Origin of the sequence: Limnobaculum eriocheiris, from assembly GCF_021010575.1 — a bacterium.
Classification (GTDB): Bacteria; Pseudomonadota; Gammaproteobacteria; order Enterobacterales; family Enterobacteriaceae; genus Limnobaculum; species Limnobaculum eriocheiris.
In genome coordinates this window covers 33,343-52,490 of sequence record NZ_JAJNAG010000002.1, presented here as the reverse complement: position 1 = coordinate 52,490, position 19,148 = coordinate 33,343, and the positions used below count along the sequence as shown (strand labels likewise).

The window sequence follows — 19,148 nt, the reverse complement described above, 5'->3', positions numbered from 1 at the left end:
CTCTTGATTAACCGATCAATGTTGCTAAATACGCAGCGGCTTCAGCCTGCGCCACAGTTTGTTGTTCGCCATTACGCAGATCTTTCACGACCACCTGCCCGGCTGCTACTTCATTTTCACCCAGAACCAGGGCCACCTGGGCACCCCACTTATCGGCACGGGCAAACTGCTTTTTAAAGTTACCGCCACCGTAGTTGGTCATCAGACGCAACTCCGGTGTTGTATCACGAATAGTTTCTGCCAGCTTCATGGCCGCAATTTGCGTACCTTCACCGGAAGAGACCAGATAAGCATCCACTGCACGTGCGGCCTTAAACTCAGGATTAACCGCCTGAACTAACAGAACCAGACGCTCCAGCCCCATAGCAAAACCAACGCCAGGGGTTGCATGCCCACCCAATTGTTCAACCAGACCATCATAACGACCACCGGCACAAACTGTACCCTGAGCACCCAGACTGGTGGTTACCCATTCAAATACCGTGCGGTTGTAATAGTCCAAACCCCGAACCAAACGTGGGTTAATTGTATAACCAATACCGACATTATCCAAAAATGCGCACAGTCCGGCAAAATGTTGTCTGGACTCTTCATCCAGATAATCCATCAGTGTCGGCGCATCATTTAGCAAAGCCTGAACGCCAGCGTTTTTTGAGTCCAGCACCCGCAGCGGGTTAGAGTACATACGGCGTTTACAATCTTCATCCAACTTATCTTTGTGCTGCTCCAGAAACGCAACCAATGCTTCTTTGTAATTGGCTCTGGCTTCCAGTGAACCGATAGTATTCAGTTCCAGCGTAACGTGCTCTGTAATACCCAGCTCACGCCACCAGCGCGCCGTTAGCATAATCAGCTCGGCGTCAACATCCGGCCCGGCAAGGCCAAACACTTCAGCGCCCATTTGATGGAATTGACGGTAACGGCCTTTCTGTGGGCGTTCGTGGCGAAACATCGGCCCTAAATACCACAGACGCTGTTCCTGATTGTAGATAAGACCACGTTCGATACCGGCACGAACGCAACCTGCGGTTCCTTCCGGACGCATGGTTAACGATGTAACCTCCTCACCATCGCGTTCGCGATCGTTAAAGGTGTACATCTCTTTCTCTACCACATCGGTAACTTCACCAATAGCACGCTTAAACAGTGGGGTTTGTTCAAGAACCGGCGTGCGAATCTCACTATATCCATAAGATTCAACAACACGCTTAATAATGTCCTCTACTCGCTGCCATACTGCGGTGTCTTCTGGCAAATAGTCATTCATACCACGTACAGATTGAATTTTCTTTGACACGTCAATTCTCTATATTCTTTAAAATTTTGATGATTATAGGAGGTATTCCCTCTCTACATCAATGCAAACAGGCGGTTATTACACAGTAACACCGCCCGATTCATCTGTTTTTTTACTGACCGTCACTCATATTGTCACGATTTCTCATTAATCCTGACTGACATCAATACGCTTAGATTTATCCAGCATGCTGGCTCTGGCACGAATTTTCGCTTCCAGTTGATCGATCATATTATCGTTATCAAAGCGTTCTTTCTGACGTTCGCCATTTTCATAGTAACCGCTCTTATTATGGCCGCCAGTAACACCGATATCGGATACCAGCGCTTCACCCGGCCCGTTAACTACACAACCAATAATAGATACATCCATTGGCGTGATGATATCTTCCAGGCGCTGTTCCAGCGCATTCACTGTACCAATAACGTCAAACTCCTGACGGGAACAGGTTGGGCAAGCAATAAAGTTGATCCCTCTGGAGCGAATACGTAACGCTTTCAGAATATCAAAACCAACTTTTACTTCTTCCACCGGATCCGCCGCCAGAGAAATACGCAATGTATCGCCAATGCCTTCTGCCAGCAGCATGCCTAAACCAATCGCCGATTTCACCGAGCCGCTACGGGCTCCCCCTGCTTCCGTAATTCCCAAATGCAAAGGTTGTTCAATCTGTTTTGCTAACAGGCGATAAGATTGCACCGCCAAAAAGACATCGGAAGCTTTAACGCTAACTTTAAATGCATCAAAGTTCATACGATCAAGAATTTCGACGTGACGCAGAGCAGACTCAACCAGCGCTTCGGGGGTTGGTTCCCCGTACTTTTCCTGGATATCTTTTTCTAACGAGCCACCGTTAATACCAATGCGGATAGGAATATTTTTGTCCCGTGCGCAGTCAACTACGGCACGAATGCGGTCTTCACGTCCGATATTACCAGGGTTAATACGCAGGCAATCAACGCCATACTCAGCAACCTGTAGCGCAATACGATAGTCAAAATGAATATCCGCTACCAAAGGAACAGAAACACGCTGTTTAATCAGCTTAAATGCTTCTGCGGCTTCCATAGTTGGTACAGAAACCCTGACGATATCTACACCAACCCGCTGTAGCGATTCAATTTGCTTTACCGTCGCCTCTACATCCGTAGTGCGGGTATTGGTCATTGATTGCACGGCGATGGGTGCACCATCACCAATAGGCACATTACCTACATAAATACGTTTTGATTTACGACGAACAATCGGCGTTTCATTATGCATTATAAGCTCTCCCCGAAAACTACCACGACTGGTTAACCTTGTTTGTTATTCAGCCGCTAACGTCAGGCGAGCAGGACGATTTGAATTTTTATACTGACTCATATCGACAGGTTTGCCTTTATAGCTAATTTCTACTGCTGCCGGTACTCCCACTTTTACCCGATAAGGGGCTTGTCCGGAAAGCGACAACTTACCATCTTTTCTCTGTAAACCGCTGTACAGGTTCTGACCACGGGCATCAATTACCTCAACCCAACAGTCCTGAACAAACGTCATATGGATATCATTAACATCTTGTGCCGACTGGGCAGTCGCCCCGTTGGCGCTCTCAGCTTCAGCAACCTGTGCAGCAACCGCTTCTTCCAGCGTTGGCGCCGTATTTTGAACCGGTGTCTGACCCGCATTATTGGCAACTGGCGTACTGTTAGCAGAATCCGGACTCACTGATGTTGAAGGGCTATTATTCGCAGGTGACTGAGTCGTGCTGGTATTAGAAGATGTTGTCTCTGGCTGATTCGCCGGCAGAAGGATTTGGTTTTGTTCATGTTCACCAGACGATGGTATGAGATCGTTTTGCTGCGCTTTATGGTTCTCCCACCACCAGGCACCGGTTAAGCCGAGCACAACAAACAAAATCAGCCAGGTAAACAGGGTTAACCAACGGTCAATTTTTTTACGTGGTTTACCCAGCGTAAAACCTTTAATCCGGTTAGTTTCAATAATGTTTTTTTCTACGCTATTTTTCGGCAGTAACGCAATCAGCTCATCCTCTGGTACCTGTACCAGCTTGGCATAAGAACGGATATACCCCTTGATAAAGGTTGGCGCCAGATCCAATGGATTTAAACCATCCTCCAGTTCTCTGATGGTACTCACCTTCAAACGCAGTTGCTCCGCCACCGAACGCTGGCTTAAGTTCAATGCTTTTCTGGCTTCGCTGAGTCGGTAACCGATTTCAGCCAGTGGTGTTTCTCTTTCTTGCGGTGTATCAGTATTCATGAGCTAAGAATAATTGGTATTGTTTTGATTGTGAAAAACCTTGCGCCAGCTGCTTACCGTAACGTTTTATATCGTTTAAGCGATTATCCGACGCCGCAAATTGAATCTGTATCCATAAACTTTCAGCACTGACAGGAAGTACCTGCTGGTAGAGGTTAAGCAATGCCTGAGCCTCTTCGCGCTTGCCCTGCTGCCAGTAACGAGCCGCAGTATTTAATACTCGCGCGCCCTTTTCTGGATTCTGCTTTAGTGCCCGGCTTAATTTTTTATCTGCTTCATCTGGTTGCCCGGCCTGTAATAAACAATAACCTGCATACTCAAGGCTATTGGAAACATCATCGAGACGTTTAGTGGCTGCTGCCAGCTCAAAATAACGTTGTGCTGCATCATACTGCCCTAAACTACAGAGAAACGCACCGTAATTATTTAACACATCGCCATTCTCTGGTGCTAACTGCAAGGCTAACTCATAGCGGGAAGCTGCCTGTTCATTCTCCCCGATGCCCTGTAGGTACAGCCCCATACCTAACTGTGTTCTGTAGTCCTGAGGAGCATAATTCACTGCCCGCTCAAGATTAGTTCGGGCAGCAACAGTATCACCTAGCGATAAATAGGCCATACCTAAGGTTAGCCGAATCTCTGCAGCCTGCCCCATATCGGCGGCACGTTCTTCTGCTTTCTGGCTGTTACATCCCATTAAAATTCCAGCCAGTAACGGTATAGATAACAATATCTTCTGCATTGGTTTTACAGTCCCTGTATTCCCAACGCTCTATAATACAACAATAATTCACTTTCATATATTGTTGTAACACATCGTATTTTAGAGCGTTTTAATTGAAATAGGTTCCCCATTCATTTTCTTTTTTAAAGTACGTTTGGTTCTGTCGATAACTTCACCCGCTAATTGACCGCAAGCCGCATCAATATCATCTCCACGGGTCTTACGTACAATGACGGTAAAACCGTATTCCATCAATACTTTAGAAAATCTGTCTACCCGACTATTGGAACTGCGCCCATAGGGAGCTCCGGGGAATGGGTTCCACGGAATTAAATTAATTTTTGAAGGAGTGTTTTTCAAACACTCTGCTAACTGGTGAGCATGCTCTGTTCCATCATTGATATGATCAAGCATCACATACTCAACGGTCACCCGCCCCTGGTTAGCGTTAGACTTGTCCAGATAACGGCGCACCGCCTCCAGAAAGCTCTCGATATTATATTTACGGTTTATCGGCATAATTTCATCGCGAATTTGGTCGTTAGGCGCATGCAGAGAAATCGCTAACGCTACGTCGATCATTTCGCCCAACTTATCCAGCGCAGGCACAACACCCGATGTTGATAATGTCACCCGACGTTTAGACAGGCCGAAACCAAAGTCATCCAGCATAATTTCCATTGCCGGTACCACATTGGATAAATTCAGCAGGGGTTCCCCCATGCCCATCATCACGACGTTCGTAATTGGACGCTGACCGGCAACCCGAGCAGGTCCGATTACTCTGGCTGCGCGCCAGACCTGACCGATAATTTCTGATACCCGTAAATTGCGGTTAAAACCTTGTTGTCCGGTCGAGCAGAACTTACATTCCAGTGCACAGCCAACCTGTGAGGAAACACACAGCGTTGCCCGATCGTCTTCTGGAATGTATACCGCTTCAACCTGTTGATCGCCAACGGCCAAAGCCCACTTAATAGTACCATCCGCCGAACGCTGCTCCGTCACCACTTCCGGGGCGCGAATCTCTGCAACTTGCTGTAAACGGGCGCGCAGGACTCTATTGATATCCGTCATCTGCTCAAAGTCGTCATAACCGAATTGATAAATCCATTTCATGATTTGATCGGCACGGAATGGTTTTTCACCCAAAGAGACAAAAAACTCACGCATTGCCTGTCGGTTAAGATCTAATAAGTTAATTTTTTCTGACGGATTGACTGGTAAAACAGGCGCGTCAGATGACGTTAAAATCTGCTCGGACATGGTATTTAAGGCCTCGTTATTACACTTTATGGCGCTAGAAAATCTAGAGAATTTAAAGGGTATTAAAGTTATCTCTGCGATATTTTATTTGCAGAACGTTATGCGGGCAGCATTGTACTGCTTTTAGTGAAACGTTTCTATGCACATCAGTATAGTTAAAAATGAATATTCAGTCATGAGCCAACAGGTTCAAAAATACTGTTTGATATTAAAGGAGTTTTAATATCGCCCCGGTGATTTTGTCATTAACTGATACACTTATTTACCGCTGAAATAAACCTGAAATCAGTAAAAAGCCAGAAGGTTAACTCTCTGGCTTTTATCATTAAATTGTGCAGGTTATCGGGTGCGTGGACAAACTTCATCATCACTGAAGAAGTAAGCGATTTCGCGCGCGGCTGAGGCGGGAGAATCAGAACCATGAACTGCATTTTCAGTCATGCTATCCGCATAATCAGCACGTAGCGTTCCGGCTAACGCATTCGCAGGGTTAGTCGCCCCCATCAGGTCACGATAGCGCTGGACCGCATTTTCACTTTCCAGCACCTGTACCACTACCGGGCCAGAAGTCATAAAGTCCAACAAACCATTGAAGAACGGCTTTCCATCATGCTCCGCGTAAAAACCAGCTGCCTGATCTCTGGTCAGGTGTAGCATTTTTGCAGCAACAATGGTGAATCCTGCATTTTCAAAACGCGAGTAAATTGAACCAATCGCATTCTTAGCAACGGCATTAGGTTTAAGGATGGAAAAAGTACGTTCGATAGACATATTCACCTCGGGGTTACTGATAACTGTTCTATATATTTCAATTTATAGGGTAAATCATTGTAGCCAGACGTAATTCGCGGCTGATTATACGAGCAGATATCAGGCTTGCCTATCTCGGATGTAACATTTTTTTAAAATAAACCGAAGTTAATACACATTTTTGGAGGTATGCCGCATTTTTGGAGTGAAATAACAGCAAATTGAGACTTGAGATGCAATTTTGAAGGGAAATACGATGAATTTAGTATCGAGGAAATTTCGTCCATTAACCGTACTGAGTCTAAATTAAAAAATGTGTGAGTGGCCCGAGCAGGAGGCGTTAAGACGAAGCAGTACCTCTCTCAGTTATTGGATGAATTCCAGTGCTCTAAGAGAGGCCAGGGACCTAAATATTACTCTAACACAAACCCGACACTATTGACCTGCCCACTCTCATCCAACACGCTAATCTGGTATTTACCGGAGTTTGTCAGAGTATGAATCATCGGTTTATCTTCTTCGGTTTCCATCAGGGATTCACCGTTGATAAACCACCAGCGCTTGCCCCTTCCTCCCTGAGTATCGAGGCGTAAGTCGAGTGATTGCGTTCCCGGAATTCGTTTAAGAATGGCGCCATCCTTTAACCCCAAAATCAATAGCGGCGGGCTGACGTCATAGCTGATAGGCGGGCACGCTGTATCACGTTCAGGCAGGCGGCTGGCTCTGCGTTCCGATAATGGTAACCAGGTCTCTAATGCTATTGGCCACAGCGCAATTCGACGTGATATTGCACCACTACAGTCCGGAGCGACACGCTTTCCTTCAGCATTAATCCAAAGATTCAACCAGCCGCCAATACCGGTATCCTGTCCGATAGAAGGCAGCGTTGGCGGTATAGTGCCATCCAGAATCCACGCCTGACGACGCTGACGGCAGTTAGTATCGTCCGCTTCCAAACTTTGCCCCTGAGGCCAACAAATGACTGCACGACTGACCGAGTATGGACGTGGATCCTTCGGCCAATTTTTTGCCAGCTGGCTATTACGGTTTATCAGCAAATGGTTAATTTGATGCAATATCGGCACCGCGGTAGCATAACCAAACTGGCCCGCTACCGGCGTTCCATCCGGGCGCCCAACCCAGATACCAATCAGATAGCCGCCGTTCATCCCTATGGTCCAGGCATCACGATAGCCATAACTGGTACCGGTTTTCCAGGCCAGAGGGGTGATGTCTGAAATCTGACTATCGGGAACCGGCCGCCCTTCTCCCGCCATAATTCGGCGGACAATCCATGCCGCACCGGGAGAGACCAGTTGCCGCTCTATCAGCGGGTCTTCCGGTCGAAAACGTAATGCAGCAACTTTACCCTGACGAACAAACGCGCTGTAACCGCTAACCAACTGATCCATACGCATGCCGGTTCCACCCAGAATCAGGGATAGATTAGGATCGCTATTAAGAGGGAAACGTAAAACAATACCGGCATTACGCATATTGCCGGTAAAACGCTTAGGGCCATAGGCTTCCAGAACCTGAACTGCTGGCAGATTAAGTGAGCGAACCAACGCATCAGAAGCGCTTACCGGGCCGCTAAATCCGGTATCAAAATTTCCGGGACGATAATCACCAAACTGACGGGGAACATCCTGCAACAGCGATTCCGCATGAATCAGCCCTTCATCCAGCGCCATAGCATAAGCAAAAGGCTTCAGCGTTGAGCCAGGAGAACGCCATGCGGTAATCATGTCCACATGACCAAATCGGCTGCGATCGTTGAGATCTACCGAGCCGATATAGGCTTTCACCGACATGGTTGAATGGTCAACCACCAAAATTCCCATAGACGTGCTGGGAGGTAACTGGCTTTTCCAACCCATCACCATATCTTCCAGGCGCCGCTGTAGTGAGGCATCAATCGTGGTATGAATCACATCGGTGCTGCTTTCAGCCAGCAAACGTCGGGAAAGCAGCGGTGCCAGTTGTGGAGCCTGACGTTCTGCCAACCAGACACTCTCTTGCTTAATATCCTCTACTTGTGCTTTATCCCAAACGCCATACTCTTCAAGGCGATCGAGAACTTTATCTCTGGCGGCCTGCGCCCGCTCAGGGTAACGATCGGGCCGTAAACGGCTGGGGGCCTGAGGTAATACCGCTAATAACGCCGCTTCTGAACGAGTAAGTTCTGATGGAGGTTTATCCAGATAGGCCCAGCTTGCCGCACCTATTCCCTGTAGCGTTCCGCCATAGGGCGCACGATTGATATAAATCGTCAGAATCTGATCTTTGGTGTAATGCCACTCCAGTTGCAGTGTACGAAACACCTGCCGTAGCTTACCGGTAAAAGTTTTATCATGGGGTTCAATCAGGCGAGCCACCTGCATGGACAGAGTACTACCGCCAGAAACAATGCGCTGATTAGTCAGGTTCTGCCACAAAGCCCGCATAATGGCTAACGGGTTTATTCCCGGATGAGAATAAAACCAGCGGTCTTCATAGGTCAGTAAGGCTTGCAGATAGTAAGGAGACACTTCCTTCAGCGAAACCGAATAGCGCCACACCCCTTCCGCATCGGCAAACCGCCACAGTGGCGAACCATCCTCCGCCACCACCACCTTCGCTACTTGCACATCCGGCGCAGGCAATGGCCAAACCTTATCCGCCAGCCACAGCCCCGACGCCGTAACGGCAATCAATACCACTACGACAGCGGTTAGCCTGCGCCAAAAACGAAATGTGAACAATCGGGAAAATAAACTACGCAATTCAGTTACTCATACAAAGCGGAAATTAGCTCGACAACGACAACAATATCAAACCAATATTATTAGCAGAGTTAAACGGAGGGAGACCTTTCCGTTGGGGTCGACTTGGCGTAAGCCAACGACAAACAGGCAAAGCCTGTTTGAACAGCGCTTGCGCTGACCCGGAGGGTGAAACACCATAAGGTGTTTCATAACCGCCCCTAGGGAAGGTAGGCCCGACGCACACCAGTGCAAAGTACAGATGGTCTTCCGGCCGCACACATAAAATAATATAGGCACCATGTCCTTACGGCCGGAATATTCTCTAACGCCAATTTAAATAAGCATAGGGGGCGATGCTCATCGCCCCATTACACCCTTATTTAATCTCCAACCTCGCCGGCGTCGACCCAATCGCATGCCACTCTGGCTTATACATTGACTCGACCTGCGGAGCAGGAACGCTATAGGTACCCGGTGTTACAGCGCGAACCAGATACAGCAGTGTTACCGGATTGCTCTTGGAACCATCCACTTTTACTGCTGCAACATAGCGGTCATCACGGTACTCCTGATACTTGATTTCAGCACTTTGCATTTTGGTTTGTAATGCCATCAGCTCACCGGCACTTTCGCCCAGGCTGGCACTGCTGCTACCTAAGTTCTGGTTTTCCAGTTCAAAACCGGCCGGTAACAGATCCACCACCAACGCATCATTCACCTGATTTTCAGCCCACAGATTTAAATGCACCACTAACAGCTGACCACTGCTTACACGATCAAGAGAAGCGGAAGAACCATCCAGATTCAGGAAGTTACGTTCAATGTGTAAACGGTTACTAACCGGCGCAGGCTGCTTCAATGGATACCCGGTGATATCAATACGCGGATACACCGTTACACTACCGCTGTTAGTCAGATTAATGCCTTTTGCTAACTGAGTTGCATCATACAGTGAAGAAATTGACTTAGTCTCTTCATAGTCCTTGCTTTCAACTCCAGAGACTTCCACTTCCCACTCTGCTGACTCACGTTTTGGTAAATCACGACCCGCCAGATAAACCGCATTACGTTCTTGCGTTGACAGATAGCGGTTTGAAACCAGTGCATCTGACAGCGACATTAAAGCGCTATCCTGCTGCTGAGGTAACAAGTGATATTCATTCAACAGAGCCAGAATTAAGGCATTATCACGCAGATCACTACCATAATCACCTAACCAGGTATTGCGATTAGCACCGCCCATAGAAACGCCCTGCTGAATCAGTTGAGTCGCTTTTGGCATATCACCCATTAATTGCAGTGCAACACCTAACTGAACCAGTGGCAGGCCAGACATCGCCTCACCGCGACGCTCATACAGTTGACGCAATGCCCCTAACGGAGCCTGCTGTTGACGAGCCAGCACCAGTCCGGCGTAAGCCTGTACGCTAAACTTAGCCGCATTAGTTGCCGAAGCGTTAGATATATATTGAGGTTCAATTTGATTGCGATCCTGCAAATAACGCAGCAGACGCTGATTGGCTTTATTCAATGCATCTTCACGTACTGAATAGCCTTGCTCACGCGCACGTACCAGGAAGTCGGTAACGTATGCGGTTAGCCAATATTCCTCACTGCCTTCGCGTTCCCACAGAGAGAAACTACCGTTATCTTTCTGCATACCTAACAGGCGCTCAATACCAACATCAATATTGCGACGACGTACATCGTCACTGTCACTCTTAATACCTAATGCGGCCAGTTGAGCCTGATTACTATACAGCGATGGATATAACCCACTGGTGGTTTGTTCCAGACAGCCATACGGGTAGGCAAACAATTCACGAATATGTTGAGCCACATTCAATGGAGGTACGGCAGTTAATGACATCTGGCCTTCCACCGTTGGTGTGGATAGCCCCAGCAATGCATCCTGCGGCAATGCCCAGCTTTCACCGGCACGTAACGTCATAGCATAACTGTTGGTCTTCGCCGGAGTTGCCGGGCTGACACCCAACGTCCAGTGACGTTCAAACGCAGTTGAAGGCTCTCCCGGTAACACCAGACCATTAACCCGAACGGTAACATCACCCTGACCAAAGCCATTCAATGCTTCAACCGGAATACTTAGCGTTTTACGCTGGCCTTTAGTGAGTTTAACGGTTTGCTGTGCAGCGCCCGTTTGTTTCACCAGACCTTTAGTTTCCACCGTCACATTAAGAGACTGTTCACCATCAGTAAGATTGCTAAGGTCCAGCGCCAGAATGCTGCGGTCACCACCGGCAATAAAGCGCGGCATAGACAGCTCGGCAATCAACGGTGCCGCAACGATCATTTTACGTTCTGCGCTACCAAACTCTTCATCGCTCCAGGCCTGGGCCATCAGTCTGAGCTCACCGTTAAAATCAGGGATCGGCATCTGAATCTCGCCTTCACCCTTATCATTCAACACTACCGGCATAGCCTGTTGAGCAACAATTTTCACTACGGTAACCGGCTTCTTACCACCACGAGCCAGTGCATCATCTTCACCATCACCACCAAAGCTCAACTTGGCAGTTTTACCTTTTCCTTCAATTAACTGGCCATAGATATCCATCTGGTCAACGCTATAACGTTTACGACCAAAGAAAGCTTCATAAGGATCTGGCGTGACATAGTTGGTGATGTTTAATACACCACTATCTACCGCAGACATCAGCACGTTAATCGACTTAGGTAATTCACCATTTTTAACCGAGGCTTTGACTTTTACCGTCAACGTCTGATTAGGACGCATACGCTCTGGAGCATCCAGCGCCAGAGTAATCTTACGGTTTTCATCCACCAGCGGCAGATGCAACAGTCCTACCGCACGTTTTGGCGTAGCCTGTAGGTTCTTATCACCGGGGCGCACCACTAACGCACTCAGGTAAAGATCGTGGCGATTCCACTCTTCATTAATAGGTACATTAAAGTTCGCGCCACCAACCGGCACGTCAATCTCTTGCCACCATAAAGGACCATCGCTGGATTCCAGCATCAGATAGCCTTTACCGGCAGTTGGTGCTTCAACGTGCAGATTCACCTTCTCCCCCGGACGATAGGCAGGCTTATCCAGTTTCAGTTTGACCTGATCCGGGCGTAATGCGCCGGTACCATCGGTATTGTCCTGCCAGCTGTAACCGGCCCAGAAACGCAGGCTGGTTACCATTCCACTATGAGGATCTTCAACTTCAAGACGATATGAACCCCATTCTACCGGATAGCTAACTTTAGCTACCTGATCGGCACCGATGGATAACGTTTCCTGATTAATAATTAAATCTTTTTGATCGTAACGGGAGCTCCAACCATCGCTGGAAGACCATTCCCAGTAATAATCACGACGCTCGCGGACCAAACGTACATTCAGTCCATTAGCTGACAGTTTATTACCTTTAGCATTGGCATAAACAATATCGAAACCGGCTAAACTGTCAGAATCCACCATAAACTGAGGTTTATAGTTATTGGTTTTATAGTCGTACACTTCTTTTTTGTTAAACAGCGGGCGAATACCCGGCATATTCGTCGCTGGCCAGATAGCCTGCTCGGCACGACGCGTTACCGGGCGACCGCCGGATTCCATCAGGCTGGCCTGAATAATCACCTTCATTGGTGATTTACTCTCGGCCCAGTCACTCGGTACCGTTACGCTGGTTAGCCCTTCAGAATCTAACTTCAGGTCAAATTCATTTAACGAACGGCTCAGGTTAGTGTCCAGAACGGAACCAAACTCGTAGCCAGGCAGTTTAGCTACCGCATCACGAGCCGGGCGCAGGAACATTTGCCCTTGCAGGCGGTTGCCTGATGCCGGAGCACCGTATAAATAACGGCCAGTTACATCAAAGGTAATTTCCTGAGAAGGCGAAACCGGAACATCTTCAACCGATTTCAGTTCCAGCGCCATACGCTCGGGCAGAAAGTCTTCTACTTTAAACTTATAGAAACGGGGCTGTTTATCCCCTAAGTTGATGCGTAATGACCATTCACCGGTTGCCGCATTGTTAGGAATGTCATACATAAACTGATAGAAACCGTTCTTTTTCGGCTGCCAGACAAAACTGCGTGTAACCTGATTATCCGGCTTAAGCACATCAACTTTTACCGGCTGGTCAGGCAGCCCGGCACCGTCAGAATCACGCAGTAATCCGTTAACAATCAGCGTTTCGCCAGGGCGATATAAATCCCGGGGGCCAAAAGCAAAGAATTGAGTGGCAAAGCCTTCTGGTCCGGCAATATCAAATTCCGACAGATCGAGAGCCGCTTTGCTCAGATCGATTAAGCTGGTTTGCCCATCTTTAGTGGCCAGCATAATTTTTGCTTTTTCATCTTTAATCAGTTGAGCGTGACCATCCGACGAGGTTTTAGCCTGTGCCAGTGAGTTGCCTTTTTCGTCAAACAGCTCAACTTTAACGCCGGATACACCTTCACCACCTTCCAACGCCTGAGTAAACACATCCAGACGATCGTGATAGCGGTGTAAAGAGATACCAATATCGCTCAGGGTAAAAATAGTGACCGGATTACTGTATTGATAAGCACCCGCCTCCTGCATCACGGCCAGATATACACCCGGCTGTTGCAGCTCTTTAATGCTATTCAGTGGCAGTAGTACCTGCTCACGGGTATTTTTTTGCGGGCTTAAGTCAAAACGTCCGGTATAGACCAGATCAACTTTTTTCAGAAACTCCTGAGATTCCCAGTAGCTTTTGGCACCTGTTCCTTCCCAGTCAGCCAGAAAACCGGAGAGCATTTCTGGCTTAATGCGGTAAAAGTTAACATCAACTTTATTCACATTCAGCGCAATAACCGGTAACCCGGTAATCACTTTGCTCGGCAACAATGAACCACGGCTGGCAAAGCCGATAGAAGGTTCAATATCGCGGGTGGTTAACTTTTGCTGAAATTCTTTGTCCAGCTTCATTCCGTTAACACCACTCAGATTTTTATTAACGGTCAGAATCAGTTTACGGGAAGGATCCAGATGACGGAGACGCAACTCCATCATATTGTCCGACATTTCCCATGCCCCATCGACTTTACCGCTGGCTTCATCCACCAGATTCAGTAAAGAGGCAAAATTCTGATTAGCTGCCAGCGGAATGGAAAAGGTCACCACCATTGCACTGGCACCGTCCAGTTGGACTTCAGAGGCGTCAAGGATAGTAAATGACTTACCGGCATAGCGAGACGCTTGCTGCTCTGCAGTTTGCGTAACCTGTGGCGTTTCCGGTGCGGCATGAAGAGGTAAAGAAGCGAAGCCAAAACAGAAGGCCAGAAGTAGCCCTTTCAGCCTCCCAAAATCAGAATTTCCCTGACGCATAAGCGATTCTCTCTGAAATGAAGATGATTTATTAAACGGACCTGGGACGACATCTTAGCCGGAATATGGCTAAAAAAACAGATGAGTGTGTGAAACAAAAATAGCTTATTTTTAGTAGGGGAAAGCACCTTGTGCAAAGGCATAACGCTATGAGGTTAGCTTGATAGTAGTCACCAAAAAGAAAAGCCAGCCTTAAGGCTGGCTCTATCTTAAGCATAGTCGAACGGAGGGAGAGATTTACAGGCTAACGCTGGCCCGTAGGGTGAAACACCGTAAGGTGTTTCATAACTGCCCGTAGGAAATCCAGGCCCGAAGCGCACCAGAGTTGAGTACAGATGGTCTTCCGTCCGAGCATAAAAGTTATATTCGCTCAATTGTATTTACGGCCGGAATGTCCACTGAAACCAATTGACCAGACTTACTTACCCTGCTTCAGCAGCAAATTCGCTATCGCACGAACCCCTAGCCCCGTTGCGCCTGCTGACCACTGATCAACAGCACCTTTACGATAAGTTGCCGAGCAATCGATATGGATCCAGCCCTGCTGATAATTTTTCACAAAATGGGACAGGAAAGCCGCGGCGGTGCTGGCACCTGCGGTATAAGCTGCACCAGCCATATTATTTAATTCGGCAAAGTTTGATGGCAGTTGGCTACGATGAAACTCGGCCAGCGGTAAACGCCAGAATGGCTCATTTTCACTATTCGCACTGTTTAACATTTCGTTTGCCAGCACATCGTCGAAACTAAACAGCGCATGGTAATCATTGCCTAACGCCATTTTGGCGGCGCCAGTCAGAGTGGCACAGTCGATAATCATCTGTGGATTTTGTGCTTCCGCATCAATCAGTCCATCCGCTAACACCAGACGACCTTCTGCGTCAGTATTCATGACTTCAACGGTTTTACCATTGCGATAACGAATAATATCACCCAGTTTGAAAGCATTACCGCTCACCAGGTTATCGGCACAGCACAGAAACAGTTTTACACGCTGCTTCAGGCCACGGCCGATCGCCAGTGCCAGCGCACCGGCAATCGTTGCTGCACCGCCCATATCGGATTTCATCGAGTCCATAAAGGCACTTTGCTTCATGCTGTAACCGCCGGAGTCAAAGGTGATCCCTTTACCCACCAGACTGGCGAATACCGGTGCATCCGGATTACCGGTTGGGTTGTAATCCAGAGCCAGCAGTGCAGGTTCACGCTCTGAGCCACGGCCTACGGTATATAGCCCCATATAGTTTTGCTCACGCAGCGCTTCACCTTTAATAATACGGTAGCTCACCGCATCGCAGGAGATATTGCAGAACAGGTCAACCGTGCGTTTAACCAGTTGTTCAGGGCCCAGCTCTTCCGCCGGCATATTGATAGTGTCACGCACCCAGTCAATAATTTGTAAACGACGCTCCAGCTCTTGCTGTTCTTGCTGCTCCAGCGCTGCCCACTCAACTTTTCTTTCACCCTTTGGTCCGCGAAAGCCTTGCCAGAAACTCCAACTGCGCTCTAAATCCCAGCCGTCGCCTGCCAATTTAACGTTTTTGATACCCTGACCGTCGATTTTACGGGCTGCCCGTTGAATAGCGCCCAACTTGCCATTTCCATTAAGGTGAATAGTCATTCCTTCACTGCTAGTGCTCAACAGGGCTTTCTCTCCCCAGACTGCGTCCGCAGATTCATGGGAAAGATAAACCGGCATAAATTGATTTGTCATCGTTATGGCTCCCGCTATTTTTATATTTAGTTAAACCAATAAAATAAGGGCCCGCCAAAGGGGCCCCATTAATGATTGCTATTCTGCTTCGTCCAACCAGACTAACAAAATCGCCTCAAGAATTTTTTCATTTGAGGCATTGGGGTCATCTTCAAAATCTTCCAGCTCACACACCCAGCGGTGTAAATCTGTGAAGCGAACTGTCTTCGGATCGGTATCAGGAAACTGATCGTACAGCGCTTCGCCAATTTCGCGACTGTCTTTCCAGGTTAAGCTCATCTTTTATATCCCGTTGTTAATTAATGCTCGCGGGCATGGTTAACCGTATAGCGAGGAAGTTCAACCACCAGATCTTCATCGGTAACTTTCGCCTGACAGCTTAAGCGACTCTCCGGTTCCAATCCCCAGGCTTTATCCAGCATGTCGTCTTCCAGCTCACTGCTTTCTGCCAGTGAATCAAATCCTTCACGCACAATGCAGTGACAGGTGGTACAGGCGCAGGACATTTCACAGGCATGTTCCACTTCAATACCGTTACGTAACGCGGCATCGAGTATGGTTTCACCCTCTTTTGCTTCAACAACCGCACCTTCCGGACATAAGTCCTGATGGGGCAGGAATACTATCTTAGGCATGCTTAAACCTCATCTACGGAATGACCCGCCAAAGCGCGGCGTATTGATGAATCCATACGGCGGGCGGCAAAATCTTGAGTTACAGAATCCAGTGTCTTAATTGATGCTTCTATCGTGGCAGTATTACTACCCTGCACCGCCGCCTGTAGCTGGCTAATGGCGCTATCAATTTCAACCCGTTCAGTTGCAGTGAGCAGATCGCTATCGCTGTTCAAAGCTGCGTTCAGGCTTTCCAACACGCGGGCAGCCTCTACTTTTTGCTCTGCCAGCATACGTGCGCTAACGTCTTGTTGGGCGTTGGTCATCGAATCTTTAATCATGGTGGCAATTTCATCATCGCTCAGACCATAAGAGGGTTTCACTTGAATCGATGCCTGTACGTTGGTGGATTTTTCCATCGCCGTAACGCTGAGTAAACCATCCGCATCAACCTGATAGGTTACGCGAATATGTGCCCCACCGGCTGGCATAGGCGGTAACCCTCGCAGAGTAAAACGCGCCAGTGAACGGCAGTCGTCAACCAGCTCACGCTCGCCCTGCAACACATGCACCATCATCGCCGTCTGACCATCTTTAAAGGTGGTGAACTCTTGCGCTCTGGCGACCGGAATGGTGGTGTTGCGTGGAATGATCTTTTCAACCAATCCGCCCATGGTTTCAATACCCAAAGAAAGCGGAATAACATCTAATAATAAAATGTCGGAGTCTGGTTTATTACCAACCAGGACATCGGCCTGAATAGCTGCGCCAATCGCCACTACCCGGTCAGGATCGATACTGGTTAACGGGGTGCGGCCAAAAAACTCACCCACTAAAGTACGTACCAATGGCACGCGGGTAGAACCGCCTACCATCACCACTTCCAGTACTTCGTCTGCACTGACGCCAGCATCTTTTAGTGCCCGGCGACAGGCTAATAATGTCTTTTTCACCAGTGAAGAAATCAGATCGTCGAACTGCTCGCGGGTAACCGTACCCTGCCAGTTACCGATATTAACTTCAGCACTATGACTGTCGCTAAGGGCTATTTTAACTGCTATCGCTGCATCCAGTAGCTGACGCTGAAGCTGGTGATCGCCATGGGCGCCAAATCCAGCCTGTTCACGCAACCAGTCTGCCAGTAGGTGGTCAAAATCATCACCGCCCAGCGCAGAATCACCGCCTGTTGCCAGCACTTCAAACACGCCACGGCTCAGACGCAGAATAGAAATATCAAAGGTACCACCGCCCAGATCATAAACGGCAATAATGCCTTCCTGACCCGAATCCAGACCATAAGCAATGGCCGCCGCAGTAGGTTCATTCAGCAGACGCAGCACATGCAGACCTGCCAGTCGGGCAGCATCTTTGGTGCCCTGACGCTGAGCGTCATCAAAATAGGCAGGAACGGTAATCACTACACCGTCAAGATCGCCGCCTAATGTCTCCTGAGCGCGCTTCGTCAACGTCATCAGAATCTCAGCAGAAACCTGAACCGGATTAACCATTCCACCCGCGGTGACAATAACCGGCAAGCCATTTTCGCTGGCCTGTAGTTGATAAGGCAGATTGGGATAACGTTGAACAATATCGTTCAGAGAACGCCCCATCATTCGTTTCACCGAACTCAGGGTATTGGAGGGATCGACAGCGGCCTGAGCGCGTGCGCTCCAGCCAACATCCGTTCCTTCATGTTGATAATGCACTACGGAAGGCAGTAAATGGCGCCCCTGATCGTCGGGTAACGTTTCGGCTTGCCCACTGCGAACGGTGGCAACCAGAGAGTTAGTGGTACCTAAATCGATACCTGCTGCGAGCCGACGCTGGTGGGGTGCAGCCGTCATTCCTGGTTCGCTAATTTGTAATAATGCCATGTTCAGTTTCCGTCAGGCGTCGAATAACTTCTCTTCCAGTTGTTCGACCTGCTGTTGAAGCTTATCCAGAAAACTCAGTTTACGTACGGTATCTGCCGCACTTTTCCAGTTCTGGTTATCCAGTTCTTGTTTTAGTTGTTCACTGCGCTGCCGGGTCATTTTTTCTACTCGTTGGCGAAAGGCAGACAGTGCTGATTCGGTCTCTTTCTGACTGGTATTATGATGTTCAATACCATCCAGCTCTTCACGCAGCTCCAGTTGTTCCATCAGGAACGCGGTATCATGCATGGTTTGTTGTTCGTTTCTGACATCTATCCCGTTAAGAGACAACAGGTATTCTGCACGACGCAGCGGATCTTTCAACGTTTGATAAGCATCATTAATTGTTGCCGCCTGTTGAACCGACTGAAGGCGTTCACTTTCAGAAGCCGTTGCATAACGATCGGGATGGTATTGACGCTGTAATTCCTGATAGCGGGATGAGAGCGATGACGTATCCACGACATAGTGGACCGGCAGGTTGAATAGTGTGAAATAGTCCATGACGTGCTCTGATGATATAAGTTAGGCGAAA

13 protein-coding genes are annotated in these 19,148 nt (G+C 48.3%); all 13 read right to left on the bottom strand.

All coding sequences use genetic code 11. The features are described from left to right. Positions 1–7: 7 nt before the first annotated feature. The 13 genes from hisS to hscB all read right to left on the bottom strand — a co-directional run bounded on the left by hisS (position 8) and on the right by hscB (position 19,117). Positions 8–1,297 carry a histidine--tRNA ligase gene (gene hisS / locus LPW36_RS01260; protein ID WP_230607699.1) on the bottom strand — a complete coding sequence of 430 codons (1,290 nt, stop codon included), beginning with the start codon at positions 1,295–1,297 and terminating at the stop codon, positions 8–10. Positions 1,298–1,444: 147 nt separating this feature from the next. Then, positions 1,445–2,560 carry a flavodoxin-dependent (E)-4-hydroxy-3-methylbut-2-enyl-diphosphate synthase gene (gene ispG / locus LPW36_RS01255; RefSeq protein ID WP_230607698.1) on the bottom strand — a complete coding sequence of 372 codons (1,116 nt, stop codon included), beginning with the start codon at positions 2,558–2,560 and terminating at the stop codon, positions 1,445–1,447. 45 nt (positions 2,561–2,605) lie between these two features. Continuing rightward, complete coding sequence (rodZ, locus tag LPW36_RS01250; RefSeq protein WP_230607697.1) at positions 2,606–3,559, bottom strand: cytoskeleton protein RodZ; 954 nt, start codon at positions 3,557–3,559, stop codon at positions 2,606–2,608. Then, complete coding sequence (pilW, locus tag LPW36_RS01245) at positions 3,549–4,301, bottom strand: type IV pilus biogenesis/stability protein PilW (RefSeq protein WP_230607696.1); 753 nt, start codon at positions 4,299–4,301, stop codon at positions 3,549–3,551. Before pilW ends, rodZ begins: the two co-directional genes overlap by 11 nt. An 81-nt stretch (positions 4,302–4,382) precedes the next feature. Beyond that, the gene (gene rlmN, locus LPW36_RS01240; protein ID WP_230607695.1) at positions 4,383–5,549 is read right to left on the bottom strand and encodes a dual-specificity RNA methyltransferase RlmN; all 1,167 of its coding nucleotides are present in this window, start codon (positions 5,547–5,549) and stop codon (positions 4,383–4,385) included. Between the two features lie 339 nt (positions 5,550–5,888). Beyond that, a complete protein-coding gene (ndk, locus tag LPW36_RS01235; RefSeq protein WP_230607694.1) occupies positions 5,889–6,320 on the bottom strand; it encodes a nucleoside-diphosphate kinase in 432 nt (143 codons plus the stop codon). 392 nt (positions 6,321–6,712) lie between these two features. Next, complete coding sequence (gene pbpC, locus LPW36_RS01230) at positions 6,713–9,064, bottom strand: peptidoglycan glycosyltransferase PbpC (protein ID WP_230607693.1); 2,352 nt, start codon at positions 9,062–9,064, stop codon at positions 6,713–6,715. Positions 9,065–9,422: 358 nt separating this feature from the next. After that, a complete protein-coding gene (locus tag LPW36_RS01225; RefSeq protein ID WP_230607692.1) occupies positions 9,423–14,372 on the bottom strand; it encodes an alpha-2-macroglobulin family protein in 4,950 nt (1,649 codons plus the stop codon). A 418-nt stretch (positions 14,373–14,790) separates the two neighbouring features. Next, positions 14,791–16,086, bottom strand: a complete 1,296-nt coding sequence (gene pepB / locus LPW36_RS01220) for an aminopeptidase PepB (protein WP_230607691.1) — start codon at positions 16,084–16,086, stop codon at positions 14,791–14,793. 78 nt (positions 16,087–16,164) lie between these two features. Further along, positions 16,165–16,365 carry a Fe-S cluster assembly protein IscX gene (gene iscX / locus LPW36_RS01215; RefSeq protein WP_108901592.1) on the bottom strand — a complete coding sequence of 67 codons (201 nt, stop codon included), beginning with the start codon at positions 16,363–16,365 and terminating at the stop codon, positions 16,165–16,167. Between the two features lie 20 nt (positions 16,366–16,385). Further along, positions 16,386–16,721: an ISC system 2Fe-2S type ferredoxin gene (gene fdx, locus LPW36_RS01210; protein ID WP_130593009.1), complete on the bottom strand. Its 336-nt coding sequence runs from the start codon at positions 16,719–16,721 to the stop codon at positions 16,386–16,388. Positions 16,722–16,723: 2 nt separating this feature from the next. Beyond that, complete coding sequence (hscA, locus tag LPW36_RS01205; protein WP_230607690.1) at positions 16,724–18,574, bottom strand: Fe-S protein assembly chaperone HscA; 1,851 nt, start codon at positions 18,572–18,574, stop codon at positions 16,724–16,726. A gap of 12 nt (positions 18,575–18,586) precedes the next feature. Continuing rightward, positions 18,587–19,117, bottom strand: coding sequence for a co-chaperone HscB (gene hscB / locus LPW36_RS01200; protein WP_230607689.1), 531 nt, complete (start codon positions 19,115–19,117; stop codon positions 18,587–18,589). Positions 19,118–19,148: the final 31 nt, after the last annotated feature.